The sequence below is a fragment of the Paenibacillus sp. FSL R7-0204 genome, assembly GCF_038002225.1.
Classification (GTDB): Bacteria; Bacillota; Bacilli; order Paenibacillales; family Paenibacillaceae; genus Paenibacillus_AQ.
The window spans coordinates 1147514-1173009 of record NZ_JBBOCA010000001.1; the positions used below are offsets into that span (position 1 = coordinate 1147514).

Below are 25496 nucleotides of genomic sequence, written 5' to 3' on the forward strand. Positions count from 1 at the left end.
GTGCGGCGCGTAGGCGAATTGTAGTCGAAAAACCGACTACAATTGGATCGGGTGCGGCGCGTAGGCGAATTGTAGTCGAAAAACCGACTACAATTGGATCGGGTGCGGCGCGTAGGCGAAATGTAATCGGAAAACCGATTACAATTGGATCGGGTGCGGCGCGTAGGCGAAATGTAATCGAAAAACCGACTACAATTGGATCGGGTGCGGCGCGTAGGGATGGCGTAAAGTAAGTTGTGTACCAAGATTTGGAGCCTAGTCAGGCACCAAAAAAGTAGGGTATCCTCGGGATTGCGAAACCACCAAGGAGGAACCCTACCAATGAATATTTTACCCGAAAGTTCGCTGAATAATCTATTTGAAAAACTTGTTAAAGATTTTGTGAAAGACAACATGGAACGCCTGTTGCGCGCCGAAATCCAGGGGTTTATGGAGAGTGAAGAAGCCGGCGCCAGCAATAGTCGCAATGGCTACTATACGCGAGACTTACACACGAAATATGGCCATATCGAGGATCTTCAGGTGCCCCGGGACCGCCAAAGCCTTTTCCAGACGCAGTTGTTTGAGCCGTACCAGCGGCGGGACGGATGGTTAGAAGAGGCCGTCATCCAAATGTATAAATCGGGCATGGGTACGCGGGATGTGGCCCGGTTCATTGAAAGTATGTTTGGTAGCCACTACTCCCCAACCACGGTCAGCAATATTACGGCTACAGTGCTGGACGATATCCACCAGTGGCAAAAGCGGCCACTGAGCAAACGGTATTCTGTGATCTATTTAGATGGGCTGTACGTGAAGCTGAAACGGGGCACGGTTCGTGGTGAAGTGGTCTACTTTGCGATGGGAATTGACGAGGAGGGACAGCGTCAAATTCTCGGGTTCTACGTGGGTGGCCAAGAGAGTTCGAATGGCTGGCGGGAGGTACTCAAAGACCTGTACGACCGCGGAGCGCAGGAAGTCCTGCTGGGTGTGTTTGACGGGCTACCGGGACTGGATGCGGCGTTTAAAGAGACCTATCCTCAGGCGGATGTACAGCATTGCGTAGTGCACAAAGTGCGGGCCACGTTTCATAAAATTCGGGTGGAGCACAAAACCGATGTCATGGAGGCGTTGAAAACCGTATATACAGCACCGGATGAAGTGGTAGCCCGGGCTAACTTTGATACGGTCAAAGCGAAGTGGAACAAGCTGTATCCGAAGGAAATGAGGTCCTGGGAGGAACAGTTATCCACACTCCTGACGTTCTACAACTATCCGCTGTCGATCCGTAAAGCGATCTACACGTCGAACCCCATCGAGCGGATGAACAAGGAAATCCGCAAGCGTCTGAAACCGATGAACAGTCTGACAAACATGGATGCCGCAGAGAAAATCGTGTACCTGGAGATGCTGGAATACAATGAACGTCATGCAGGGCGGGTCGCCCAAGGCTTTGGAGTGGATGCCGTTAAAAAGAAGCTAAAAGAGCTATTCGAAACACGCTACCCCTCTTTGCCCACACCGGAAGAGGCGTAGCAGATAAATCCAGTTTCTGGGAGTCGGGGTTCCCCCTCCCCCCAGAAACACTACATCCCAACCCGTAACCCGGGGGAGGCACTTCTACTCTTTTACACAAACTTCTTGACGCTACCCGCGTAGGGGAAATGTAATCGGAAAACCGATTACAATTGGATCGGGTGCGGCGCGTAGGCGAAATGTAATCGGAAAACCGATTACAATTAGATCGTGGTCATACCCCTGTCAAGTAGACAGATGAAAAAAGCTAAGCAGCCAGCGCGTGTCGATACTCAATCGGCGCGCGCTGTTTCAGTTTCGCCTGAAAACGTTGGTAATTGTAAAAGTAGATATACTCCTCAACGGCTTGATGAATCTCTGCTTCTGACTTACACTGGTGAAGGTACAACTTTTCTGTCTTCAGATGCGAAAAGAAGGATTCGATGCAGGCGTTATCCAGGCAGGTTGCTTTGCGAGAGTGGCTGCCCTTGACGCTGAATGCCTCTAATCGTGTGTTGTACGCCTGAGACGTGTACTGAAAGCCTTGGTCCGAATGGAGCACGGCCTCAGACACGTCTCTTTTCCGTGTCCACTGTTCAACGGTATCTAAGACGAGGTTTACGTCGTTTCGCTCCGAGATCTGCCAAGCTACAATCTCATTGTTAAAGAGGTCCTGAATCGCAGACAGATAATAAAAACGGGTGCCGTCTGAGATATATGTGATGTCCGTTACTAGCTTCTGCTGAGGTGCTGTCGCATGAAACTTACGCTTTAATCGGTTCGGGTAGACCACGGAAGGAGTAGAGCCCGCACGACTCCTTTTCTTGCGAATGACAGACTGGATCGATAGCTCTTTCATGAGCCGCCATACCTTCTTGTGGTTGACGAGGTAGCCTGCCTCCCGCAGGGCTGCCTGCATTCGAGGGTACCCGAAATAGGGATGAACCAGGTGAATAGCCACCATATGCTCTTTAATGGCGTGCTCTTGCTCATGGGCATCCATTCGTCGAACCTCTGCACCTCGCCACTTGTAGTAATTTGCCCGCGATACCTCTGCAATGGCTAATAGGCGGGTGATGCCATGTTGGTCACGTAGTTCTTCAATTACGGCGTATTTGTCGTGCAGTCCAAGCTTCCCTCCCTTTACAGATTTGGATACCGCTTTTTTAAGTAGTCCACCTGTGCCTTTAAGTAATCTCGTTCTTCTTCTATACTGGCAAATGTAGAACGTGGACGTCCTTTTAAAGGGCTTGTTGCCCCTTTTTGTGTATCGAGTGGCTCCCCATTCCGATATTTCTTTACCCATACTTTAAGCTGGGTACAGTTCACAATCCCCAACCTGTCGGAGACGACCTTATAGCTCTCACCTCCTGTAAAATAGGCTTGAATAGCCTCTTTCTTGAATGCCTCCGTGTACGATTGAAACACTTGTCCCTTTTTGGCCATACCAAAATCCCCTCCAAGTTCACTCATTTCCTCATGTTAACACATGAGGTTTTTTCGAGTGTCTACTTAAAGGGGATAATACCATCGGGTGCGGCGCGTAGGGGAAATGTAATCGGAAAACCGATTACAATTGGATCGGGTGCGGCGCGTAGGTGAAATGTAGTCGAAAAACCGACTACAATTAGATCGGGTGCGGCGCGTAGGTGAAATGTAGTCGAAAAACCGACTACAATTAGATCGGGTGCGGCGCGTAGGCGAAATGTAATCGGAAAACCGATTACAATTGGATCGGGTGCGGCGCGTAGGCGAAATGTAATCGAAAAACCGACTACAATTGGATCGGGTGCGGCGCGTAGGGGAAATGTAATCGGAAAACCGATTACAATTGGATCGGGTGCGGCGCGTAGGCGAATTGTAGTTGAAAAACCGAATACATTTGGCAGGTACGGGGTGTGTGGGCCGAGAAGTTGCTCCTCCACACCAAAGAGACCGGGTTGCCCCGGCCTCTTTGGCGGCTTGCTGTCTTCAGGATTCAGGATTTATCCTTCTTGACGGCAAGCTGTACAATCATAATCACAAGAACGAGCAGTGCGATGAGCTGGTCTGTACTCATACTAGTCCGAACCTCCAATCCCGTTACAAGGATGGCTCTTATCGGACCTGCGTCTCCTCTCCAAGAAGCTGCTTCGTTCCCCTTATTTCAGCCTATGTATTCTTACATATACTTAGTACTTAAGCATATAAATATTATTGCAGCAGACGGCTGCTGGCGGGGCGGCAATGCCTCTGAACAGCCTTGCGTAATGCAGGTGAACCTTCCAGCAATTTTTATCTTGTACTTCGGATGAGGCTGCTTTAGTATATATAAATTGGCTTATATTTATATCTACTGTAAGGAGTGCATCGGGGAATGCTGCAGATCAAATGGGGGGCTGAATTATGGTTGTGATAGCCTGCCTGATTTTTGTTGTGACTTTGGTTTTTGTGATCTGGCAGCCGCGGAATTTATCGATTGGCTGGTCCGCCTGCGGCGGGGCGATTCTCGCGCTTGCGGCAGGAGTGGTCAGTTTCGGGGATGTCCGTGATGTGACGCTGATTGTATGGAATGCAACGCTTGCCTTTGTAGCGATTATTCTAATTTCCTTAATTCTCGATCGTGTCGGCTTCTTCGAGTGGGCGGCGCTGCATATGGCTGCGGCGGCACGCGGCAACGGCACGCTGATGTTCATCTATGTGATTGTGCTGGGTGCAGTCGTGGCGATGCTGTTCGCCAATGACGGGGCAGCGCTGATTCTGACGCCGATTGTGCTGGCGATGGTCCGGGCGCTGAATCTGGACGAGCGCAAAGTCTTTCCTTTTATTATTGCCAGCGGCTTCATTGCCGATACCACCTCGCTGCCGCTGACCGTCAGCAATCTGGTTAATATTGTATCCGCCGATTTCTTCGGTATCACCTTCATGCAGTATGCAGGACATATGTGGCTGCCGACCCTGTTCTCGCTTGGAGCAAGTATTCTGGTCTTATATCTGTACTTCCGCCGCAGCATCCCGAAGGCTTATGACACCGCTGGCATGAAGCTTCCGGGGGATGCCATCAAGGACCAGCGGATGTTCCGGCTATCCTGGTTCGTACTCGCGCTTCTGATTGCCGGATATTTCGTCAGTGAATTCCTGGACATTCCGGTATCTGTGGTAGCAGGAGTAATTGCAATCTGTTTCCTGCTGATGGCCCGCAGAAGTCCTTACGTGAAGACGATGGAAGTGGTCAAGGGGGCGCCTTGGGCGATTGTTTTCTTCTCCATTGGCATGTACGTGGTGGTGTATGGACTGCGTAATGCGGGATTGACGGATGTGCTTGCAGAGATGATCGGCGGAATAGCGAAGCACGGGCTGTTCGCAGCCACGATGGGCATGGGCTTCCTGGCTGCGCTGCTCTCCTCGGCGATGAATAATCTGCCAACGGTGCTGATCGGGGCGCTGGCCATTGATACCGCACACGCCGCGGGTCTGGTGAAGGAGGCTCTGATCTACGCGAATGTTATTGGTTCGGATTTGGGCCCGAAGATTACGCCGATCGGTTCACTGGCTACCCTGTTGTGGCTGCATGTGCTGTCTGGCAAGGGTGTGAAGATCTCCTGGGGCACCTATTTCAAAATAGGGATGATCCTTACGGTTCCCACACTGTTCATCACGTTGCTGGGTCTATATTTGGAGCTGAAGTGGCTCTGATCACATTTACAACTCACAATATAAAGGAGCGGTGCAGACCTTAGTCTGACCGCTCTTTTTTTCACAATCTAAGGCAGATCATTCCTTCTTCTTTCCCTGCGGCTGCTCCTGCTGCTCCGGATACTTCACCACAGGCCATTTCACCTTGCGCAGGGCGTTCATCAGCTCCGGCCCGGCATGCAGATTGCTGCTGACCAGCTCCCCTGGCGTGAGCGCCATCCACTGGTTGAGAGAGACGTCGGCGAACCGGTCGCTCTTGAACATTTCCAGGAACCAGAGCGTCTCTGTGCCGGTATTCTGAACATAATGCCCCTCTGCAAAAGGCACATAGCCGACATCCCCGGCTCTTACATTGAAGGTGCGCGCATCGCCGTTGCCTCCGAAGACGGTCATTCGTCCTTGCCCGCTGAGGTAATACTGCCACTCGTCATTATTAGGGTGCCAGTGCAGCTCCCGCATCGCCCCGGGCTCAATCTCTACCAGGGCTGCGGCGATATTCCGTGAGATGGGGAAATTGCTGGAGTCGACAATCCGCACACTGCCTCCCGGAGTCTTGAGCGGCGGCTGGGCCATCAGCCGATGCTTGAAGCTCAGCGGAATCTCCCCGTAAGGTGATTCGATCCGCTGGCTTGCAATCGGGCCGGGCACCTGATCCTGATAGATGTACACCTGCTCCTTGGGAAGATAGGCGAATGCGGACTCAGGAACGCCGAAGTTCGCGGACAGGACTTCGCGCGGTGTATGAGCGAACCAATCGGAGATGGACAGGGTATTCAGATCCGAGAAGCCTCCGTCGTCGAACACAAGGAGGAATTCACATCCCTCAGCCAGACCCTGAATGGAATGAGGGATGCCTGGAGGGAAATACCACAGATCGCCGGGACCCACATCGGCAATGAAGTTGCGGCCATTCTGGTCCACGGCTGTAATCCTTGCGCTGCCCAGCAGCATGTAGGACCATTCCGCCTGCTGATGCCAGTGCAGCTCACGTACACCGCCCGGCGTCAGGCTCATATTTACGCCCGCAAGCGTAGTAGCCACAGGCAGCTCCCTGACCGTCACCTCACGGGACCATCCGCCATGATTCAGCTGCATATGGGCGTCAGAGAACGAGAACTTCAGATTCGGGATCAGCCCGTTGTCCGTGACCGGAGGAACGAACATATCGGGATTCTCCCGGTCGCGCATGACGTCACGTGGACCCAGGTCGATATTGCCTGCACCGTCACTGCGTATGGGCTGGGGAATGACGGGCTGGCCTGGAGAACGGGGATGCTCAGGATTCATCACATAGCTCCTTTCTGGAACGCACAGCATTTCAAGAAAATATATGCGCAAATGTGATAATATTTGACTACCGGATAAAGATCCGTACGATAAACAGAGAGCAGGGTTAGAACCAATGACATTAAGTGGACAAGAACGCTACCGCTTCAGCGAAGCGCCTATATGGGAATTGCAGCGCACCTATTATGAACAGCTGGGTCTCCAGGCTTGGGCTAACGACCAGGTTCCGCAGTATATTACAAGCAATCCGATGATCGGAACGGCATATGCGGAGATCATCTTCGGCTTTCTTCAGGACCGTGCGCAGAAAGGATTCACTACAGAGCCTGTAGTGGTACTGGAGCTTGGTGCAGGAGTGGGGCGTCTGGCGTTCCATGTGCTCCAGCAGCTCTGTGAGCTGATCCAATATGCGGGCGTGCTGCTGCCGCCGTTCCGTTACGTGATGAGCGATCTGCCGTGGAAGAACATTGAGGGCTGGCAGCAGCACGAGGGGTTGAAGCCTTTTGTAGAGCAGGGAATGCTTGACTTTGCCCGCTTCGATGCGGTCCGGGATACGGAGCTGTCCTTAACGCAGAGCGGATTGGTGATTAAGCCCGGGGAGCTGGAGCAGCCGCTGATGGTGATCGCCAACTACTTCTTCGACAGTATCCCGCAGGAGCTGCTCTATATGGATGAAGGCAAGATCTATGAATGTGAGGTCTCGCTGAAATATCCTGAGGAGTCCGCTACGATGGGGCCGTCCGAGGTGCTCCGTGATCTGGTGCCGGAATACCATTACAAGCGTGCAGCGGGCTATGAGGACCCCTCGTATCCTTATCATGAAGTGATCTCGTTCTATCTGGACAAGCTGGAGGATTCACATGTGCTGTTCCCGGAGGCGGCCCTGTCCTGCATGGAGCGTCTGGGGGCACTCTCCCGGGGAAGCTTCCTGCTGCTCACTGCCGATAAGGGAGACCACCGGCTGGAGAACTGGGAGTTCGCCGAGCCGCCAAAGCTGATTCATCACGGAAGCATCTCGCTTACGGCGAATTATCATGCGCTGGTGCATTATTTTGAACGGAAGGGTGCACAATCCCAATTCACGCAGCATCATTATAAAAATCTTAATGTGGGCTGTATCCTGATGCTGGAGGAGCCGATGCTGCATCCACATACCCGGCTGGCCTACCGGCGGTTTGTCGAGCGGTTCGGGCCGGATGATTTCTTCAGCCTGAAGGTATGGATCGACAAGAATTACGACACCATCGGCATGCAGCAGATTCTGGCCTTCTGGCGGCTGGGGGGCTATGACGCGGAGCTGTTCATTCAGAGCGCCGAACGGATCTCTGCGCTGCTGCCGGATGCCAGCGACGAGGAGCTGCTGGACCTTCAGCGGGGGATCGACCGGATGTGGCGGGGCTTCTACCCGATGCCGCAAAAGTATGATTTGGCGCTGGACTGCGGCCTGCTGCTGTTCGAGATGGAGCAGTACGGGGAATCCCGCCGCTTCCTGGAGCATTCGCTTGCGTCAAGTACGGAAGAGCCTGTAATTACCGTGCTGTACTGCCTGGCGATCTGCAGCTATGAGCAGGAGGATGATGAGGCAGCGCTGGATTATACGCGCAGATCCCTGCTGATCGAGCCGGAGCATGAGGAAGCATTGGAGCTGCTGGCGGCGCTCAGCCAGGACCCGGCAGAGGCGTAGGCGGCTGCCCCAGGCAGTCCGGTACGGCCCTTTACACCCGGTGTGTGTTTTGTTATTCTGTATCCAATAAAGCAAACGCGATGACGAGAAGAGTACATTCGGGTTCTTCCCTCACAGAGAGCTCCGGCTGGTGTGAAGGAGCAGGGAAGACTGAATGGAAACAAGCCTCTGAGCGGCTTACCGGAACCAGGCAGCAGCCGGGGATGGTACGACAGGAGCTCCTGTTACAGAGCTAGAGTATAAGCCCTGCGTGATGGCAGCGCCGTACTTGATGAGATTAATATGGTGACATATTAATAAACCTGGGGTGGTACCGCGAGAATTTCGTCCCCAAGACTTACGGTCTTGGAGGTGAGGTTCTTTTTTGTTGTATCCAGCGAAGGCGGCATGCTACCCATAAACAGGAGGAGATTGGAATGACGGACAATAATGGACCGGCTCTGCCGGAGAATTATATGGATAGGCTGATTAGAGAAGATGTGGAGGCGGGAGTCTTCAGCAGGGAGATCTGCACCCGGTTTCCACCGGAGCCCAATGGCTATCTGCATATCGGGAGTGCTTTTGCCATCCATACAAACGTGGAAATTGCCCGTAAATACGGCGGCCGCTTCCATCTGCGCTTCGATGATACCAACCCGCTCAAAGAGGATAAGGAATATGCGGAGGCAATCATCCGTGACCTTGAATGGCTGGGCTGCAGTCCAGGGGAGCACATCTACTACGGCTCCGATTATTCGGAGGAGATCTACCGCAGGGCAGAGACGCTCATTCTGAAGGGGAAAGCCTATGTCTGTGATATGACGGCAGCAGAGGTAACGGCTTACCGGGGGACCTTAACCGGGCCGGGGAAGGACAGTCCTTACCGCAGCCGAACGCCGGAGGAGAATCTGCGGCTGTTCCGGGAGATGCGTGCGGGGAGCTATCCGAATGGCGCTAAAGTGCTGCGGGCCAAGATCGACATGGCCTCGCCGAACATGAATCTGCGAGATCCGGTGCTGTACCGGATTATTCATGCCGCGCATTACCGCACGGGCGTTGCCTGGTGCATCTACCCGATGTATGATTTCGCCCATCCGATTCAGGATGCGCTGGAAGGGGTGACGCATTCGCTCTGCTCGATCGAGTTCAAGGATCACCGGCCGCTGTATGAGTGGGTGCTGCGGGAGCTGGAGATCCCTGAAGCCCCGAGGCAAAGGGAATTCGGCCGGGTGAACCTGACGGGAGTGGTCACCAGCAAGCGGTATCTCCGGGAGCTGGTTGCCGGGAATTATGTGGACGGCTGGGATGATCCGCGGCTGCCTACGCTCAGCGGGCTGCGCAGAAGGGGATTCACGCCGGAGAGCATCAGGGATTTTGTCCGGGAGATCGGGATGGTCCGGAATACGGCCATGGTGGATTTCTCGCTGCTGGAGCATTGCCTGAGACAGGACCTGAAGGCGAAGGTGCCGGCGGTCATGGCGGTACTGGACCCGCTGAAGGTCGTGCTTACCAATTACGCTGAAGGGGCCTCTGAGCTGCTTCCGATCCCTAACAACCCAGAGAATGCCGAGCTGGGTTCAAGAGAAGTACCGTTCTCCGGCACGCTCTACATCGAGCGGGCCGATTTCATGGAGGTGCCTGTGAAGGGCTTCCGCAGACTGGTTCCAGGCGGCGAGGTGCGGCTTAAGGGCGGTTATATTATCCGCTGCCATGAGGTCATTAAGGATGCGCAGACGGGGGCCGTCCTCGAACTGCGGTGCACCTACGACCCGGAGACCAAGAGCGGCGGTGCATTAAGCGGCCGGAAGGTGAAGGGGACCGTGCAATGGGTCTCCGCTGCACATGCGCTGAAAAGTGATGTATACCTGTATGAACAGCTGCTGACGGATAACAGCGGGCCGAAGGAGGAGGGCGAGAGCTGGGAGGAATACATCAACCCGAGTTCCGTAACTCTGCTCACGGATTGCCTGCTGGAGCCGCTTGCGGGTAACCCTCAGCCCGGGGACACCTACCAGTTCCTGCGTCACGGCTATTTCTGCATCGACAGCAGGTATAGCACAGCTCAGAAGCTGGTGTTCAACCGAATCGTCCCGCTTAAGGACACCTGGAAGGGCAACGCGGCCACATCCGGGGAAGTGTAATATATACACATTCTAGGAACGCTGTACGGACTGGCTACGCCAAGGCAATTTTCTTAAAAGCTCAAAGAGTTACACATGCAGCGATGCTCCTGTTATAGGAGCATCGCTGATTTGCGTGATGCGCCTGCCAAGCTAATGGTCGACAAGCGGGAGAAAATACTGGTTAGAAGTAAAGCGTTGCCTGCACTTTGTACATTAGATTTCATTAAAATCGGCCCAAATACAGCTTCTATTGTATTTTATACAGCAGATTAGTGGGAAAATGGCCGTTGATAACAAAAAACCGGCAATCAAGTGTATGAAATACAACAGAGTGAGTTCTATCGCAATTTATTGTGTAATCTATTGCACAAAGTACAATCACCTCCAGCAAAGGAGTTCACTCGATTGTGGGAGTGGGTAATAACATAAGGGTATGAGCCTCACTTTATCGCGTGTCTTTACATAATATGGGTTGAGGATTAGGCGTGCAGGCATAAGCTCAGGCAGCGTATGAAAACCCAGTGAAAATACATTTACAATTCTCATATTGAGGATTATAATAAAACCAGATCAAATGTTGCACCAGGGAAACTTTCGTGTGTATAGACAACTTTTTCCGGGCAAGAGGAGGACAGAACATGATGGAGCAAAATACCGCAGTAGAATCATCCCCTATACTAAAAGGTCATACCAACAAACATTCGGCGCAATCGGTGCTTAACGGAGATGTCAAAGGACTAAAGAGACTTCTTCCTTTTCTGGGCCCGGCTTTTATAGCTTCCGTAGCTTACCTGGACCCCGGCAATTTCGCCACCAATATTACCGCAGGCTCGAAATACGGGTATCTGCTGCTCTGGGTCATTTTCGCCTCGAATCTGATGGCCGTACTCATTCAATCCTTATCCGCCAAGCTTGGTATTGCTACCGGCAAGAATCTGCCGGAGGTCGCGCGGGAGCAATTCCCGAAGGGCGTGTCGATCTTCCTGTGGATTCAGAGTGAAATCGTCATTATCGCTACCGACCTGGCGGAATTCATCGGCGCAGCGCTTGGACTGTATTTACTGTTCGGTATCCCGATGCTGCCGGCTGCACTGATAACCGCTATAGGGTCATTCGCTATTCTGGAGCTTCAGCGGCGCGGCTACCGTACCCTGGAGGCTGGAATCGCCGGTATGGTGATGATCGTAGTTCTGGCTTTTGCATTCCAGGTCATTATGGCGAAGCCGGATGCAGGCAGTGTAGTGGCGGGGATGTTCACCCCCAGATTCGAGGGCGTGGACAGCATTCTGCTGGCTGCCGGGATTCTCGGCGCAACGGTTATGCCCCACGCCATCTATCTGCATTCTTCGCTAACCCAGAGCCGGATCGTCGGGATTGATGAACGGGAGAAGAAGCAGATCTTCCGGCTGGAATTCATCGATATCCTTATCGCGATGCTGATTGCCGGTGCGGTCAATATGGCGATGGTCATTGTGGCGGCCGCGCTGTTCTTTAAGAACGGTCTGGTGGTGCAGGATCTGGATGTCGCCTTCGAGCAGTTCCGCAATCTGGCCGGTCCCGTGACGGCAGTCTCCTTCGGCCTGGGCCTGCTAATCGCAGGGCTATCCAGCTCGTCGGTCGGTACGATGGCCGGTGATGTGGTCATGCAGGGCTTCATTAATAAAAAAATCAACCTCTACCTCCGCCGGGCGATCACCATTATTCCGCCGCTCGCCATCATCGCTTTGGGCGTTAACGCAACCAGCGCACTGGTAATGAGCCAGGTCGTCCTTTCCTTCGGGATTGCCTTCGCCCTGATTCCGCTCGTCATCTTCACCAGTGACCGCCGGATCATGCAGGGGTTGGCGAACCACCGGATCACCACCATCCTCGGCTGGATCATATCTGCCCTGGTGGTCGCCCTGAACCTGTTCCTGGTGGTGGAGATGTTTGTGTAAGCTATGCAGGAAATTGAATATTTGAAGTATGGGTAGCGGAGCGGGCGATTTGATTGTGGAAAAGCGGAGCGTGCTCCTAAGCGTCGCCTTAACTCATACGCATAACAAAAGAGGTGTCTCATTTGCCGTTTGCCGGCTTCTGAAGACACCTCTTTTCTGTTAAAGGATCAGCCGGCTATTGCTTCACAATATCCTGCACCGCTTTATCCAGCTTCTCCAGTAGCTGGTCATGATTCAGCTGGCCGCCGAGGTATTCCTGCATGGCTGCGCCGAAGCCCTGGGTGACGCCGTCAGGGAACATATCCCAGTTCCAGCCCAGCGCGCTCGCAGACTTCTCCTGCACGGCAACGGCGACCTGGCCGATATCAGCGGCATCTGCGGTGATATTTGCTTCCGCCGGGATGAACTTGAATTCCTTGGTCAGATACTTCTGGCCCGTTTCCGAGCTGACCATCCAGTTCAGGAAGGCCTTGGCTTCCTCCGGATGTGCGGATTTGCTGTTTACGATATAGTTGTTAGGCACGCCTACCAGGATGGTGCCTTCTTCGTTATTGATCGGGAGCGGGAGGAGGCCCAGGTTCAGAGCCGGATCGATTTTGTCGATATCGCCTTGCGTCCAGTTCCCCTGCAGCATCATGGCGGCCTTGCCGGAGGCGAATTCAGCCACCTGGGTCGCGTAATCGGTAGTCATCTTGTTGTCCTGGGCATTATCGAAGATCACATCGACCAGATCCAGCCATTGCTTGAAGACGGCATTGCCCTTGATGGTCTGTTTGCCTGCCTTGACATCGTCAATGAACTGCTTCGGATCAGGCTGGTGCGCCATGCCCACGTTAACAAGGTGAATCCCCATGGACCACCACTCATTGGTCGCTTCAAACGGCGTGATGCCGGCGGTCTTCAGCTTGGCTACGGCATCCTTGAGCTGCGGGAGTGTCTTGGGCTCTTCCGTTATCCCGGCTTTGGCGAACAGATCCTTGTTGTAGATCAGCCCGTAGCCTTCTACATTCATAGGCATGCCATAGAGCTTGCCGTCTACGGTTGCCGGTGTCTTGGCAGTTGGGATCAGCTGGGCGGCCCAAGGCTCATTGCTCAGGTCAGTGGCGCGGTCCATATAAGGAACAAGGGCTGTATACCCGCCGTTATTGAAAATCTCAGGCTCAGAGCCGGAGGCAATCTCAGCTTTCAGCAGCGCGCCGTAATCCTCACCGCCGCCATGCGTTTCGACTTCCACCTTCACCCCCGTCTCCTTCTCATATTCTTCAGCGAGTGCATTCAGCTGCTCGGCAATCTCCACCTTGAACTGGAACATCTTGATGGTAACATCCTTGGCAGGCGCTTTGCCGGCTTCCGGTGCTGCGGATTCGCTTGACGCGTTAGGAGCATTCGTAGCGCTTCCATTGCCTGCGGAATTCGTATTGCCGCTGTTCCCGCAACCTGCGATAATGAGGGTGCAAACGGTTGCCATGATGAACGCGAACTTTCTTGTCATAGAATAACCTCCCTGGTCTGTGGTTCCTGCTCTTAGAGCGTAAAGGAATGGATAGATGACTTACACTTCATATGTTGCTCGAAAAAGTGGATATTATTGCGGAGGGAAGCCTGCCCTAAGATCATCCCTTGATGGAGCCTGCCGTCACGCCTTCCACAATATAACGCTGGAGTGACAGGAAGAACAAGAGAATAGGCGTGATCGCCATGACGAGACCCGCAAGGGCCAGATCCCACTTCTTGGTGTACTGACCGAAGAACTTGGTCACAGCTACGGGCAGGGTCGTCAGATCCTTATTCCCGCCGATCACCAGGACAGGCAGCAGATAGTCATTCCAGATCCATAGTGTATTCAGGATAATGACGGTTACAATAATTGGCAGCAGCAGCGGGAAGACGATCCGGAAGAACACGCCGTACGGATTCGAGCCGTCCACCCGCGCGGCTTCCTCCAGCTCCAGAGGAACCGTCTTAATGAACCCGTGGAACAGGAAGACCGACAGCGGCATCCCGAAGCCGAGGTAACAGGCCACGATGCCGTACAGCTCGCCGCGCAGCTCCAGCAGGCTGGTCACCCGGACCAACTGCAGCATGAGCGACTGGAACGGGATGATCATCGCCGAGACCAGCAGCAGGAACACGAAGGAATTGAAGCGCGTCGGCTTGCGCACAATCTGATAAGCGGCCATCGAGCTGAACAGGACGATGAAGATTACACTTAGAATCGTAATTGTCAGAGAGTTGAAGAAGGCCTGCGGGAAGTTAATGGCATCCCAGACCTTGGAATAGTTACTCCAGTGGAACACCTGCGGCCAGGAAGCGGCATCGATCAGGATGTCCTTCAGCCCCTTAACCGAGTTGCTCAGGACCAGATAGAACGGTGACAGGAAGACAATAGCCAGCAGAATGGCGGCAATTTCCAGAACGAAGTTGCCCGGGCGGTAGCGGCTGCTGTTCATTAGGCGGACACCTCTTTTCGTTTGGTAAGCCAGACCTGGGTGACGGTGATCAGGGAGACGGCGGCGAAGAAGAGCAGCGCTTTGGCTGTACCCAGGCCATACCGGTTGTTGATCAGCGCCTCCGCATAGATGTTATAGGCCAGCGACTGGGTCGAGGTGCCCGGTCCGCCTTTGGTCAGCGACAGGTTGAGGTCGAACATTTTGAAGGCATTGGAGGTCGTCAGGAACAGGCAGATGGTAATCGCCGGCATAATCAGCGGGATGTAGACGCTCTTGAACAGCTGCGGAGCGCGGGCACCGTCTATGCGGGCAGCTTCAATGAGATCCTTCGGAATCCCGGCCAGCCCGGCGATATAGATGACCATCATATAACCGGCCGTCTGCCAGACGAACACGATCACCAGACCCCAGAACCCGGTGCTTGGCGTCCCCAGCCAGGGCAGCTGGAAGAATGAAATCCCGGTCAGCTCACCGATTGTAGCGAAGCCCTTGGTGAAGATGAACTGCCAGATGTAGCCGAGCAGAATGCCGCCGATCACATTGGGCATGAAAAAGACGGTACGGAGCAGCTTCTTCGTCTTCAGCGTCGTCATTAGAATGAAGGCCAGGAGCAGCGCAAGCACGTTGGCAGCCACAACTGAGATCACGGTGAAACGCAGGGTGAAGACCAGGGACTCCCAGAACTTATCGTCATTCATGAAAATCCGTTTCCAGTTGGCCGCGCCGGTCCAGACCGCTTTGTCCAGATCCAGCCCGTTCCAGTCCGTGGAGGAGTAGTAGAAGCCGAGGAAGAACGGGGTGACCACAATGGTCAGGAAAAAGAGCAGACAGGGGCCGAGAAATACGATTTGCTGTCCCCAGCCGCGCTGTATACCTAGAGTTTTTCTCATATGGACTCTCCTTTGGGTAAGTTTGGGTAAGATATCTACGGGTTCACAGCTTGATTATAGAAAGCCCGGGCCACCGCCAACACTTCATTTCATGCCGGAAAAGGTGGATTATATTGCAGGCCATACGGCGCACACAACTTGCAGGAGGTTTCCCCCATGTTCAAGAACAGCATCCGTACACGGCTGATGGCCTTAGTGCTGCTGGCGTCAGTGATCCCGTCAGGCATCTCTGTGACCTTCTCTTATCTCTATACGAGGCAGTCGGTTACGGACCAGTCCGTAAAGCAGAATACGAAGCTGCTGACGCTGGGGGAGGCGAATCTCCGGAGTTATTTCAGCGGCATGAACCAGCAGGCGATGTCGCTCTACAGCGGGATCAATGTTCCCAGCTCCTTCTACACCACTCTGCTTACCGCCAAAAGCCCCGCCCTGGCCCCGCCCGGCACCATACTGCCGGACACCCGGGCTATCATCTCCACCCAGCTGTACAATCTGTTCCTCTCCGACCGTAATACGTATCAGATTCATCTGTATGTGAGGGCCGCCAGGCAGTCCAATCTGCTGCTTAAGGGATTTTTCCGCCGTGAGGATAATGCAGGCTATACTGCGAAGGAGCAGGCCGGAGGGACTTACCGCCCTTATCTCGAAGTGACGCATATGGATCATCAGTACGGAGTGAAGTCCGGCTTTCCCAATCTGAAGCCAGGGAGCGTGCCGGTCTTCACGGCCCATTTCCCCATCTACCGGACCCCTAGTGACAGCGTACTGGCAGATCTGTCGATCGATTATACGCTGGGGGAGCTGGAGGGGATTGTGGAGTCGATGTACAATTCGGACACTGAGCGCCTGTATGTGCTGAATGAGCAAGGCGAGGCGCTGTTTGCCTCGGGTACGGACTGGATCGGGAAGCCGGTCGAGGCAGGCTGGAGCCGTCTCCCCGCAGAGCAGGACAGCGGGCATTTCGCCTGGAAGAAGGACGGCTTCCAGGGGATCGTAATGTTCAAGCAGATCAAGGCCCCTTTGTTCAGCGGAAGCATTATCAAGCTGGTGCCCTATGAAGATCTCTATACGGACGCAAGGGTGATTACCCGGTTCAATATGGGCATCGGACTGCTGTTCCTGCTGATAGGGGGCATCAGTGCCGTGCTGATCTCCATCGGCTTCACCCGTCCGATCAAGAAGCTGATTCACTTCACGCAGAAGGTGCAGACCGGCCAGCTGGATGCGCATATGGATGCCGAGCGGGAGGACGAGTTCGGGCTCCTCACCCGCAAGATCACCGGCATGACCCGCACGATCAATGAGCTGATCGTCAAGGAATACCGGCTGGAGCTGGCGAACAAGACGAATCAGCTGAAGGCGCTGCAGGCCCAGGTGAACCCGCATTTTCTCTACAATGCGCTGCAATCCATCGCCAGCCTGTCCTTGCGCTATAATGCGCCGAAGGTGTATGATCTCATCTATTCCCTGGGCAGTATGATGCGTTATTCGATGAATACCGAGCGGACCCGGGTGCCGCTGCGGGATGAGATTGAGCATGTGCAGAACTATATGATTCTCCAGACGGAGCGGTTCGGCGAAGAGAATCTGCGGCTTGTGGTTCAGGCGGGACCGGAGGCGCTGGAGCTGATCCTGCCGAAGATGATCCTGCAGCCGATTGTGGAGAATATCTTCAAGCATGCCTTCGCTGACGGCATAAGCGGAGGGCTGATCCAGATCGAGTGCAGGCTGGAGGGAGCGGCCAGGCTGGTGCTTGCCGTCATTGATAACGGCCGGGGCATGAGCCCGGAGCGGCTGGAGGAGATTACGGCCTGCCTCAGAGGCAGCAGCCAGCAAGGCCAGGAGGAGATCGGCCTGTACAATGTGCTGGCCCGGCTGCGGCTCCAGTTCGGCAGCGCAGCGGAGATGCTGCTTAAGAATAATGAAGACGGCCAGGGGCTTACCGTTACGCTGATTATTCCGCTGGAGGAGATCGGCGGTTAATTCCGGCGGCTTTTGCGAATAGAGACTATTTCTTGAAGGAGCGGCTGAGATGAAGGTGCTGATTGTAGATGATGAGAAGCATGTGCGGGAGGCCATCCGTTATTTTGTTCCGTGGGACAGCTATAACATCTCCGGGATCTATGAGGCGACCAACGGGCAGGAGGCGAAACAGATTATGCAGGAGCATCAGCCGGCTGTCGTCTTCACGGATATGCGGATGCCGCTGATGGACGGGGCGGAGCTGCTGGAATGGCTGCACCGGCATTATCCGCATACGAAGACGATTGTCATCAGCGGGTATCAGGATTTCAATTACGTCAAGCCGGCCATCGTATACGGCGGTACGGATTATCTGCTGAAGCCGCTGAACAGCAAGCAGCTGATTGCCTCTGCGGAGCATGCCTTCAAGCTGTGGATGGAGGAGGAGGCGGAACGGAAGCGGCGCCAGCGCCAGAACATGCAGCTGAACGCGCTGCGTCCGCTCTACTGGGACAAGATGCTGTCCGATCTGGTGAGCGGACAGGCCTCGTTCCATGAGCTGAAGCTGTCCCTCTGTGAAGAGCTGGGGATGCCGATTGGGGCGCAGGAGTGCAGAATCGCCGTAATCCCGCTGCAAGCTGCAGACTGCCATCTGCTGCGGAGATTCCGCGGGGATGTGGCTTTGACGGCCTTCGTGCTGGCTAATGTCTGCAATGAAGTGATGGCGGCGGACCAGAGCGGCTATGCCTTCCGCAACTGGCAGGGTGGAGGCGAGCTTGTAGTTCTGCTGTGGAGTGCTGTAGCGCGGGCGGAGGAGCTGCTTAACCGCATGAATGAAGCCATCCGCCAGGCGTTCGGCGTTCAGCTGGATATCGGGCTTAGTCCGCTGAGCCCGTTGCCGGAAGGGCTGCGGTCTGCATTTGAACAGGCAGGCCAGGCGCTTGAGGAGCGGAATCTATTGCAGCGGGACGGGCGAATCCATCCCTTCAGAGCGCACAGGGACGGGAGTGGACCTGCAAACGACTACGGCCTGGAGGAACGGCTGGATAAGCTTAGAATCGCCGTATTGTCCGGCGATCTGGAGCGGATGGAGCGGGTGGCGGAGGAGTGGGCCGGGCATCTGGCCGGGCTGAAGCTGCTCACGGAGCGCGTTCTGCTGCAGCAGCAGACGGAGATTCTGGAGGTTCTGAAGCGCTGGCGGCCGGAGGAGGAGCTCAGCCTGGAGCGCTGTTATGACGCCGAGGGGCTGTTCTCGGTGGAGAACTGGCAGTTCCGGCTGAAATCGCTGCTGAACCGCTTATCCAAGAGCAGCCCGCAAGCGCCGGACAGCCGGCTTGTCCAGGAGATCAGGGAGTACCTGGACCGGAATTATGCGCAGGAGATGACACTGCAGCATATTGCGGAACGCTTTTTCATCAGCAGAGAGAATGTGTCGCGCAAGTTCAAGCAGATTACCGGAGAGAATCTGTCGGATTATCTGACCGGTCTCCGGGTGGAGAAGGCGAAGACGCTGCTCCAGAATACAAATCTGCGGCTGTCGCAGATCGCGGAGCTGGTGGGCTATGAGGATGAGAAGTATTTCAGCCGTGTCTTCAAGAAAACCGCCGGCCTCACGCCAAGAGAATACCGCAAGTTGGAGGAAGAAGCCTGAGTATGTAAGGTTTACGGTCTACCTTTCAGCATTTCCCGGTCTGCAACCGATAATAGCTATATGGGCAATGAATACATAGCTGCGGTTATAGGGGAGAGCTGGATAAAATGGACAATGATCTGGGAAGAACGATTAAGAATGACCTGATTAATGCCTATGGAGTGACTGTAATTCCGGCGGGAAGCAGACTGAATGCCGAGCATCTGGAGCTTATCCGCAAACAAAAAATCGACAGATTCGACATTCTTTTTGCAGATGAGGCTGACCAGGCGCCCTCCTACCAGAAGATGGTCAACAGTACAGTGGACCTGTCCAAGGAATTATTCGAATCTTACCGAATCTCCCGCAAAATCCCGCTGGCGGATATCCGCAAGGAGGTGCTTCCGGTCATCCAGGAGATCTCGCGCAACCCGGATATCTTCGCCTTGTTCCATTCGGTGCAGGGCAAGGATGATTATACATATGAGCACAACATCGGCGTTGCGGTGCTCTCTACCCTAATCGGCAGATGGCTGGAGATGAGTGAAGCGGAGTTGTCCGTGCTCTCCATGGCTGCCACTCTGCATGACATCGGCAAGCTGAAGATTCCCTCAGAGCTGCTGAATAAGCCCGGCAAGCTGACGGACGAGGAATACACCCAGGTGAAGAAGCACACAGTCTACGGCTACGAGATCCTCAAAGAAACCACCGGAGCCAATTCACGCATTGCCCTGGTGGCGCTTCAGCATCATGAACGTAATGACGGCAAGGGATATCCGCTGGGCCTGAAGGACGAACAGATCGATCCGTACAGCAAAATTGTGGCCGTGGCGGATATTTTTCATGCGATGTCCAGCAAGCGCCCGTATCATGAACCGACGCCGTTCCATATGATTGTGGATCAGATGAGAAGAGGCAGCTTCGGCGCGCTGGACCCGCATATTGTAACCGTTTTTCTGGAAAATATCGTGAAGCGGTCAGTTGGGCGTGAAGTGGTCCTAACCGATGGCCGGGTCGGCGAGATTGTCTACTTGAACCCGCATGATATCGAGACTCCGCTGATCCGCATCGGGGATGAATATATTGATCTCAGCAAAAGAACGGAGCTTAATATCCGGGAGATCAGTCTCTGATTCCGATCTACTTGTTGAAATAATCGGCCACTCCCTCAGCGACTGCCTGAGCTGCCTTGCGCTGATAAGCCGCCTTGCGTACAATCGATTCGTCGTACGGGTTCGACAGGAAGCCCAGCTCTACAAGAGTGGCCGGCAGCGGATTCTCCCGCAGAATATGGTAGTCGCCGAAGGAGAGGCCGTTGCTGCGCAGACCGATGCCCTCACCCAGCCGGGTCTCCACCGCCCGGGCCAGCCGCAGATCATTCTGCTGCGAATAGAAGAAGGTCAGCGTGCCGGAGACATTCTTCGGCGATGAATTATAATGAATGCTGACAAAAGCGTCCGCACCGAGCGACCGCCCGAGCTGCACCCGCTGGGAGAGCGCAGGCTTCTGGTCCCCGCGGGTCCGGGTCATCTCCACCCTGGCTCCCTTGGCGGTCAGATAATCCCGCAGGTAGAGGGAGGTCTGGAGCGTCAGATCCTTCTCCATCGTGTCATAGGTTGTCCCGAGCATGCCGGGATCGGTGCCGCCGTGGCCGGGGTCCACAATGATCAGTTTGCCCCGGATACTGCCGGATTTCCGTACCACACTCGGAGTCTGGCTATTCGAGCTGACAGTGCTTGCGCTGCGGACGGTTCCGCCTGACAGATACCCGGAGGATACCCAGCCGACCGTTCCTCCGGCGGTGCGGACCCGCGACCACTCTCCCTGACGGAGCAGGAGCGTAACCTTGTTGCCGGATTGCAGGGAGCCGACTGCCTCATAACCGGTTCCCGGCCCGCTGCGGATGCGGAGGGAAGACGCGGTCACGACAGCCGTTCCGCTAGAGGCTGATGAGGTCTTGACCGTCGCTTTGGCCGATGCCTTGGAGGCGGTGGAATTGGAAGAGGCGCTGGCGGAAGTAGTACTAGTGGAGGAACTCCCACTGGTACGCTTCAGATAATAACCGGCTACCCAGCCGGAGACAGAGCCCGCCCGGACCTTGAGCCAGCCATGCTGCTCTTCAGTGACGGTAACGGTGGCTCCGGCAGCCAGAGAACCTGTGACGGCGGCGCTTGCAGCAGGCTCACTGCGTACATTCAGAGAGCTGGCGAACACTTTGGCCGTGTAAGAAGTTGCAGCATAAGCGGTAGAAGACGGCAGGACAGGTGCCAATATGGATGAAGTCAGCAGACAGGCTGACAGGACTGCGGTATGTATTTTTTGTCGCATACAAATAAAGCCCCATTTCCCCTAGAGATAACATTCTATTACCCGTTTCATCGGTCGGAGAATACCGAAAAATTAAAATTGAAGATAAATACCTACTTCAGCTACTGCTAACAACGATACTGATCATCTTCCTCTCATTTTCCTCTGCGGCTGCCCAATATCGCCCGAAGCCCTATTCGTTGGCAGGAAATGTCTGTATAATTATTACATATTGGGGAAACAGACAAAGGAGTGCCGCCGTGATCAGACCTAGATTATTCATTGGTTCTTCCAGAGAATCTATCCGCTATGCCAGGGCTATCCACGAACAGCTGAAGCGGACCGCAGAGGTCCATCCGTGGTATGCCGCTGCTTTCCGGCCGAATGAATACACCATGGAAGCGCTGGAGCGGAATCTGGATATCAGCGATTTTGCCGTCTTTGTGTTCTCACCGGATGATGTAGCCCGGATTAGGGGTAAATATTATTATGTGACCCGGGACAACACGCAGTTCGAAATGGGCCTGTTCTGGGCGCGGCTGCGTCGCGGCAGGGTCTTCTGCCTGCTGCCGGATCAGGTGCCTGCCCGCAGTGATCTTGTTCCGGGTGAGAATGTGGAAGAGTATCATCTGTTGTCGGATCTGTCGGGACTAACCCCGCTGGAATATGAGTGGCAGCATGAGAATGCTACAGCGGCGGTGGATGTGAGCTGCGGCAAGATCATCGACAGTATTCAGGCGCAGGGGATGTACCATGACCCGGCTATAGAGCTATTGCAGCTTCGGGCAGAGCTTAGGCGAAAAGAAAGTATCCTTCACTTCTTTTGGCAATATAATAATAATGTAACGCCACCGCAGGCAGGCGAGAAATATCAGGCACTGAGCGAAGCCGTCCGCAATTCATTCCTGCCCCCGGAGGATTGCCGGGTCATCGGAGCCGCCATGTGGCGGGCCGAAGCGGAAGCGGGCCTGAAGCAGGTCGGCGGCAATGTGGGACGCGGGCAGATGTATACGTTCGCCGCCTATAAGGACGGGAGCGTGAAGCCGGGGGTGCTGGATGCCTTTCTGGCAAAAGAATGGACTTTTTTACAGCGTACGGAAGTTGCGGAGGTATATATCCTATGCTATCCTTTAGGGGAGAACCATGTGCTGTCCGTGCACTTCTCGGGAAGTCAGCGATTATCGGCAGAGGATATTACAGCAGTCGTGGCCTATAACCGGGATTTGTTCCGCACCGTCAATCATTTAGTGGGAGGGGACTAACAGGATGAAGAATATGAAGAATGCCGTTAGTGTATCCAGTACTGTCCGCCGGTCTGCAAGCGGTGACGGCAACAGCGCGGGAGGCAAAGGCCGCTCCAGACGCAAATCCGGCCCCAAGCTTACGCCCTCAGCGTCAAGCGTGTATTTGGCACCATCCGTGGAGGGTGGCGACGACGAGTACAAGAAGCTGGTCAGCGGTAAAGTGGATAATAACAAGCCATCATTTGCCTGAACATTGGCTATATCATACTATTGAACAGGTCCCCAGCTATTGCTGGGGGCTTTTTTTGCTGTTTGGGGAACGGCGGCCTGCGACGGCGGCCTACGACTTAGGGAATGCGAAGTTATGCGCTCTCCTGATGCGCCTGCTTATCCTGGCATTCTCCGTCTGCCGGGTCTTGAATTTAAACTAATATAAGGAATTAGGGTGACTATGTGGACTCCGCCGGGCGTGGGGGAAATGAAAGGAATAAATCCCATTGGTGACGCTGAAAAGTGGGCTGGACAGAGGAGGGCAAGTTAGTTAAATGAGCAAATCAGGAGCACAAGTGCACCTGATTTGAGTAGAAGTTGGTTAAATGAGCAAATCAGTTAGGCGGCACCCCACCAGCGCAATAGCCCCCTATTGCGCGGAGGAGATCCCGCGCTGCTTCTTCGCAACCTCGCGGCGCACCACCGGGGCGACCTCGGTGGCGAGCAGCTCGATGGCGGCGGCTACTTTGGCGTAAGGCAGGCCGCCGATGTCTAGCTGGGTCATGAAGCGGTTATGGCCGAACAGCTCATGCTGATAGAGAATCTTCTCGATAATCTGCTGCGGGCTGCCCACGGCCAGGGTGTTGTCCGGCGAGGTGAACCGGCCGAACTCGCTGCGGGAGATCCGGTACTCCTGACCGGGGCGCGGGCTGATCGCATTACGGTAGCTGTAGTAATAAGGGTAATACTCATCCAGTGCCTGCTGAGAGGTCTTGGCGATGTAGCCATGGCTGGTAATGGCGATCTTCAGGTTCTCCGGCTGGTGGCCAGCGGCTGCCCCGGCGCGGCGGTAGGTGCCGGCCAGATTCTGGAAGGGCTCCGGGCTGCCGCTCAGAATCGCGATAGCCATGCCGATGCCAAGGGTGCCGGCCTTCTCTGCACTTTCAGCCGACCCGCCGATGCCGACCGAGAGCGGCAGCTTCTGCTGGAGCGGACGCGGAGCGATCTCGGCGTTATGCAGCGGGGAGCGGAATTTGCCTTCCCAGTTCATGACCTCATGCTTGTTCAGTGTGAGCAGCAGGTCGAGGTTCTCGCTGAACAACTGCTTGTAATCCTCCAGCTCGTAGCCGAACAGCGGGAAGGATTCCAGAAAAGCGCCGCGTCCGGCAATGATCTCGGCCCGTCCGCCCGACAGCAGGTCCAGGGTGGCGAAATCCTCGAAGACACGCACGGGATCAATGGTGCTTAGCACGGTCGTGGCGCTGGTGAGCTTGATCCGCCGGGTCACCTGGGCAATAGCCGCCAGTACAACGGGCACTGATGAGATTACGAAATCCAGCCGGTGATGCTCGCCTACGCCGAATACATCCAGCCCGGCTTCATCGGCCAGCTTCGCGGCTGCAATGACTTCCTGCAGGCGCTGGGCGGGGCTGATCCGCTGCCCGGTATGGCAATCGGTAACGATATCGCCCAGTGTATAAATGCCGAATTCAAACTCCGGCAGGCTTGCTTCCTTTTCTTGCACATCCGTTTCTTTATTCCCTTGAGTATTCCCTTGGTTGTTCATGGTACAGACCCCTTATCATCCAAAATTAGTGAGCAGCAGTTATCTTGTAAGCTTGTCCGTTAGTGCAAGGATATAGCCCAGTATATCACAATTACTTACTAATTGTAAGTATATGAGTGGAAGTTTGTAATGCTTGTCCTGCGGTAACGCTCTATGCATAGAAGCTTTTGTGTCTGCAATCGGAGTGTCCGGCAGAAATCCCATTAAGTTTTATATATACTAACTGGGCGGTTGAGATTATACTAAGTTGAACGAACCGTTTCTTCAGCAGGCGGAGCGTCTCCCCATATGTACACACACAGACACTAGAATATTATGCTGGAGGAAATTGAATGAGCATTACAGAACTTACTAGCCAACTTTCCAGTTTCACAGGAAGGCTACTGCGGGAACGCTTCGGGAAGGGACCTGAATCGATACATGCCTCGATCGGGCAGCAGTGTATTGCATTGCATATCCGTAATTTCATCGGACCTGTAGAGAGGTTTTTATTGAATAAGGAAGAAGAACAGGCGTTTCGTTATACACGGGAGCTTCTGATGAAGTCCCTGCTTCCCGAGCTTGCAGCGTACCTGAAGGAGAGCATGGCTATTGAGGTCGGCGAACTTTTTTATGATTGGGGCATTCATAACGCATCGGGTATGATCGTGGCACTAATCAAGAATGACGACGTACCGATTGATGATTATGCCGGGCGCGAGGAAGTCCACATCCAGATTAACGAAGTAAGCAGGAAGGTTCAGAAGGAACCGGTCTATACGGACTCCTGGTGGCTGGGACCCCGCATTCTGATTATTAAGCGCGAAGGCATCATGATTCCTTTGGAGAAGGAATTGATTGGCCTCGGCTACGAGAATACACTGAAGACCACCAAGCGCAAGATGGAAAAACGATATTTGGAGGATACCACCACGATCGCCCAGATGCTCGGCAAAGAGCTGGCGGATATTTATGTGGATTGGGATTTCGACAAAGATACCAGCGTGATAGCCTATACTTTTCACTGAAGTCTAACCATATATGAGGCGGAAATGAGTCGGACATGCGAATGAGCCGA

At 54.4% G+C, this 25496-nt stretch carries 19 protein-coding genes and 1 other annotated feature; of the genes, 11 read left to right on the top strand and 8 right to left on the bottom strand.

The annotated features are described in order from the left end of the window. The first annotated feature begins 321 nt into the window (after positions 1-321). Positions 322-1515: an IS256 family transposase gene (locus tag MKX42_RS05230; protein ID WP_339249823.1), complete on the top strand. Its 1194-nt coding sequence runs from the start codon at positions 322-324 to the stop codon at positions 1513-1515. Between the two features lie 247 nt (positions 1516-1762). Here the strand turns inward: MKX42_RS05230 and MKX42_RS05235 are convergent, their stop codons facing one another. Continuing rightward, positions 1763-2716 (bottom strand): IS3 family transposase, encoded by a 954-nt coding sequence (locus MKX42_RS05235; RefSeq protein WP_445669363.1) that lies wholly within the window; start codon positions 2714-2716, stop codon positions 1763-1765. Continuing rightward, positions 2638-2940: a transposase gene (locus MKX42_RS33380; protein WP_445669297.1), complete on the bottom strand. Its 303-nt coding sequence runs from the start codon at positions 2938-2940 to the stop codon at positions 2638-2640. The genes MKX42_RS05235 and MKX42_RS33380 overlap by 79 nt, the downstream gene beginning before the upstream one ends. A 939-nt stretch (positions 2941-3879) precedes the next feature. Between MKX42_RS33380 and MKX42_RS05240 the strand changes: the two genes are divergently transcribed. After that, entirely contained in the window at positions 3880-5169 is a 1290-nt protein-coding gene (locus MKX42_RS05240) for an arsenic transporter (protein ID WP_340751591.1), read from the top strand. A 78-nt stretch (positions 5170-5247) separates the two neighbouring features. Here the strand turns inward: MKX42_RS05240 and MKX42_RS05245 are convergent, their stop codons facing one another. After that, complete coding sequence (locus MKX42_RS05245; RefSeq protein WP_340751592.1) at positions 5248-6456, bottom strand: oxalate decarboxylase family bicupin; 1209 nt, start codon at positions 6454-6456, stop codon at positions 5248-5250. Between the two features lie 115 nt (positions 6457-6571). Between MKX42_RS05245 and MKX42_RS05250 the strand changes: the two genes are divergently transcribed. From MKX42_RS05250 to MKX42_RS05260, 3 genes are all read left to right on the top strand, one after another. Next, positions 6572-8140 (top strand): tetratricopeptide repeat protein, encoded by a 1569-nt coding sequence (locus MKX42_RS05250; protein WP_340751593.1) that lies wholly within the window; start codon positions 6572-6574, stop codon positions 8138-8140. A 71-nt stretch (positions 8141-8211) separates the two neighbouring features. Further along, positions 8212-8475 (top strand) — a binding site (T-box leader). A gap of 81 nt (positions 8476-8556) precedes the next feature. Further along, positions 8557-10260, top strand: a complete 1704-nt coding sequence (locus MKX42_RS05255; protein WP_340751594.1) for a glutamine--tRNA ligase/YqeY domain fusion protein — start codon at positions 8557-8559, stop codon at positions 10258-10260. 623 nt (positions 10261-10883) lie between these two features. Next, positions 10884-12179 (top strand): Nramp family divalent metal transporter, encoded by a 1296-nt coding sequence (locus MKX42_RS05260; RefSeq protein ID WP_340757622.1) that lies wholly within the window; start codon positions 10884-10886, stop codon positions 12177-12179. A gap of 175 nt (positions 12180-12354) precedes the next feature. On the opposite strand, the gene MKX42_RS05265 is transcribed toward MKX42_RS05260, so the two are convergent. From MKX42_RS05265 to MKX42_RS05275, 3 genes are all read right to left on the bottom strand, one after another. Then, positions 12355-13671, bottom strand: a complete 1317-nt coding sequence (locus MKX42_RS05265; RefSeq protein ID WP_340751595.1) for an ABC transporter substrate-binding protein — start codon at positions 13669-13671, stop codon at positions 12355-12357. A gap of 121 nt (positions 13672-13792) precedes the next feature. After that, positions 13793-14629 (bottom strand): carbohydrate ABC transporter permease, encoded by an 837-nt coding sequence (locus tag MKX42_RS05270; protein WP_340751596.1) that lies wholly within the window; start codon positions 14627-14629, stop codon positions 13793-13795. Then, positions 14629-15519, bottom strand: a complete 891-nt coding sequence (locus tag MKX42_RS05275; RefSeq protein ID WP_036730439.1) for a carbohydrate ABC transporter permease — start codon at positions 15517-15519, stop codon at positions 14629-14631. Before MKX42_RS05275 ends, MKX42_RS05270 begins: the two co-directional genes overlap by 1 nt. 156 nt (positions 15520-15675) lie before the next feature. Here MKX42_RS05275 and MKX42_RS05280 point away from each other — a divergent pair, with 156 nt between their 5' ends. From MKX42_RS05280 to MKX42_RS05290, 3 genes are all read left to right on the top strand, one after another. Next, positions 15676-17502, top strand: a complete 1827-nt coding sequence (locus tag MKX42_RS05280) for a sensor histidine kinase (protein ID WP_340751597.1) — start codon at positions 15676-15678, stop codon at positions 17500-17502. 49 nt (positions 17503-17551) lie between these two features. Further along, the gene (locus tag MKX42_RS05285; protein ID WP_340751598.1) at positions 17552-19132 is read left to right on the top strand and encodes a response regulator; all 1581 of its coding nucleotides are present in this window, start codon (positions 17552-17554) and stop codon (positions 19130-19132) included. A 107-nt stretch (positions 19133-19239) separates the two neighbouring features. Continuing rightward, positions 19240-20244, top strand: coding sequence for an HD-GYP domain-containing protein (locus MKX42_RS05290; protein ID WP_340751599.1), 1005 nt, complete (start codon positions 19240-19242; stop codon positions 20242-20244). A 7-nt stretch (positions 20245-20251) separates the two neighbouring features. Here the strand turns inward: MKX42_RS05290 and MKX42_RS05295 are convergent, their stop codons facing one another. Continuing rightward, complete coding sequence (locus tag MKX42_RS05295) at positions 20252-21439, bottom strand: N-acetylmuramoyl-L-alanine amidase (RefSeq protein ID WP_340751600.1); 1188 nt, start codon at positions 21437-21439, stop codon at positions 20252-20254. Positions 21440-21678: 239 nt separating this feature from the next. Here MKX42_RS05295 and MKX42_RS05300 point away from each other — a divergent pair, with 239 nt between their 5' ends. Together MKX42_RS05300 and MKX42_RS05305 are read left to right on the top strand one after the other, a co-directional pair. Further along, positions 21679-22680, top strand: coding sequence for a TIR domain-containing protein (locus MKX42_RS05300; RefSeq protein WP_340751601.1), 1002 nt, complete (start codon positions 21679-21681; stop codon positions 22678-22680). Positions 22681-22684: 4 nt separating this feature from the next. Then, positions 22685-22912, top strand: coding sequence for a hypothetical protein (locus MKX42_RS05305; protein ID WP_036730425.1), 228 nt, complete (start codon positions 22685-22687; stop codon positions 22910-22912). Positions 22913-23302: 390 nt separating this feature from the next. On the opposite strand, the gene MKX42_RS05310 is transcribed toward MKX42_RS05305, so the two are convergent. Then, positions 23303-24439 (bottom strand): LLM class flavin-dependent oxidoreductase, encoded by a 1137-nt coding sequence (locus MKX42_RS05310; RefSeq protein ID WP_340751602.1) that lies wholly within the window; start codon positions 24437-24439, stop codon positions 23303-23305. A gap of 332 nt (positions 24440-24771) precedes the next feature. On the opposite strand from MKX42_RS05310, the gene MKX42_RS05315 reads away from it, so the two are divergent. Beyond that, complete coding sequence (locus MKX42_RS05315; RefSeq protein ID WP_340751603.1) at positions 24772-25446, top strand: Na-translocating system protein MpsC family protein; 675 nt, start codon at positions 24772-24774, stop codon at positions 25444-25446. The last annotated feature ends 50 nt before the right edge of the window (positions 25447-25496 follow it).

Coding starts and splice junctions, on each gene's coding strand:
- MKX42_RS05230 (WP_339249823.1), top strand. CDS start 322: ATGAATATTTTACCCGAAAGTTCGCTGAATAATCTATTTGAAAAACTT.
- MKX42_RS33380 (WP_445669297.1), bottom strand. CDS start 2,940: ATGGCCAAAAAGGGACAAGTGTTTCAATCGTACACGGAGGCATTCAAG.
- MKX42_RS05240 (WP_340751591.1), top strand. CDS start 3,880: ATGGTTGTGATAGCCTGCCTGATTTTTGTTGTGACTTTGGTTTTTGTG.
- MKX42_RS05245 (WP_340751592.1), bottom strand. CDS start 6,456: ATGAATCCTGAGCATCCCCGTTCTCCAGGCCAGCCCGTCATTCCCCAG.
- MKX42_RS05250 (WP_340751593.1), top strand. CDS start 6,572: ATGACATTAAGTGGACAAGAACGCTACCGCTTCAGCGAAGCGCCTATA.
- MKX42_RS05255 (WP_340751594.1), top strand. CDS start 8,557: ATGACGGACAATAATGGACCGGCTCTGCCGGAGAATTATATGGATAGG.
- MKX42_RS05260 (WP_340757622.1), top strand. CDS start 10,884: ATGGAGCAAAATACCGCAGTAGAATCATCCCCTATACTAAAAGGTCAT.
- MKX42_RS05265 (WP_340751595.1), bottom strand. CDS start 13,671: ATGACAAGAAAGTTCGCGTTCATCATGGCAACCGTTTGCACCCTCATT.
- MKX42_RS05270 (WP_340751596.1), bottom strand. CDS start 14,629: ATGAACAGCAGCCGCTACCGCCCGGGCAACTTCGTTCTGGAAATTGCC.
- MKX42_RS05275 (WP_036730439.1), bottom strand. CDS start 15,519: ATGAGAAAAACTCTAGGTATACAGCGCGGCTGGGGACAGCAAATCGTA.
- MKX42_RS05280 (WP_340751597.1), top strand. CDS start 15,676: ATGTTCAAGAACAGCATCCGTACACGGCTGATGGCCTTAGTGCTGCTG.
- MKX42_RS05285 (WP_340751598.1), top strand. CDS start 17,552: ATGAAGGTGCTGATTGTAGATGATGAGAAGCATGTGCGGGAGGCCATC.
- MKX42_RS05290 (WP_340751599.1), top strand. CDS start 19,240: ATGGACAATGATCTGGGAAGAACGATTAAGAATGACCTGATTAATGCC.
- MKX42_RS05295 (WP_340751600.1), bottom strand. CDS start 21,439: ATGCGACAAAAAATACATACCGCAGTCCTGTCAGCCTGTCTGCTGACT.
- MKX42_RS05305 (WP_036730425.1), top strand. CDS start 22,685: ATGAAGAATATGAAGAATGCCGTTAGTGTATCCAGTACTGTCCGCCGG.
- MKX42_RS05310 (WP_340751602.1), bottom strand. CDS start 24,439: ATGAACAACCAAGGGAATACTCAAGGGAATAAAGAAACGGATGTGCAA.
- MKX42_RS05315 (WP_340751603.1), top strand. CDS start 24,772: ATGAGCATTACAGAACTTACTAGCCAACTTTCCAGTTTCACAGGAAGG.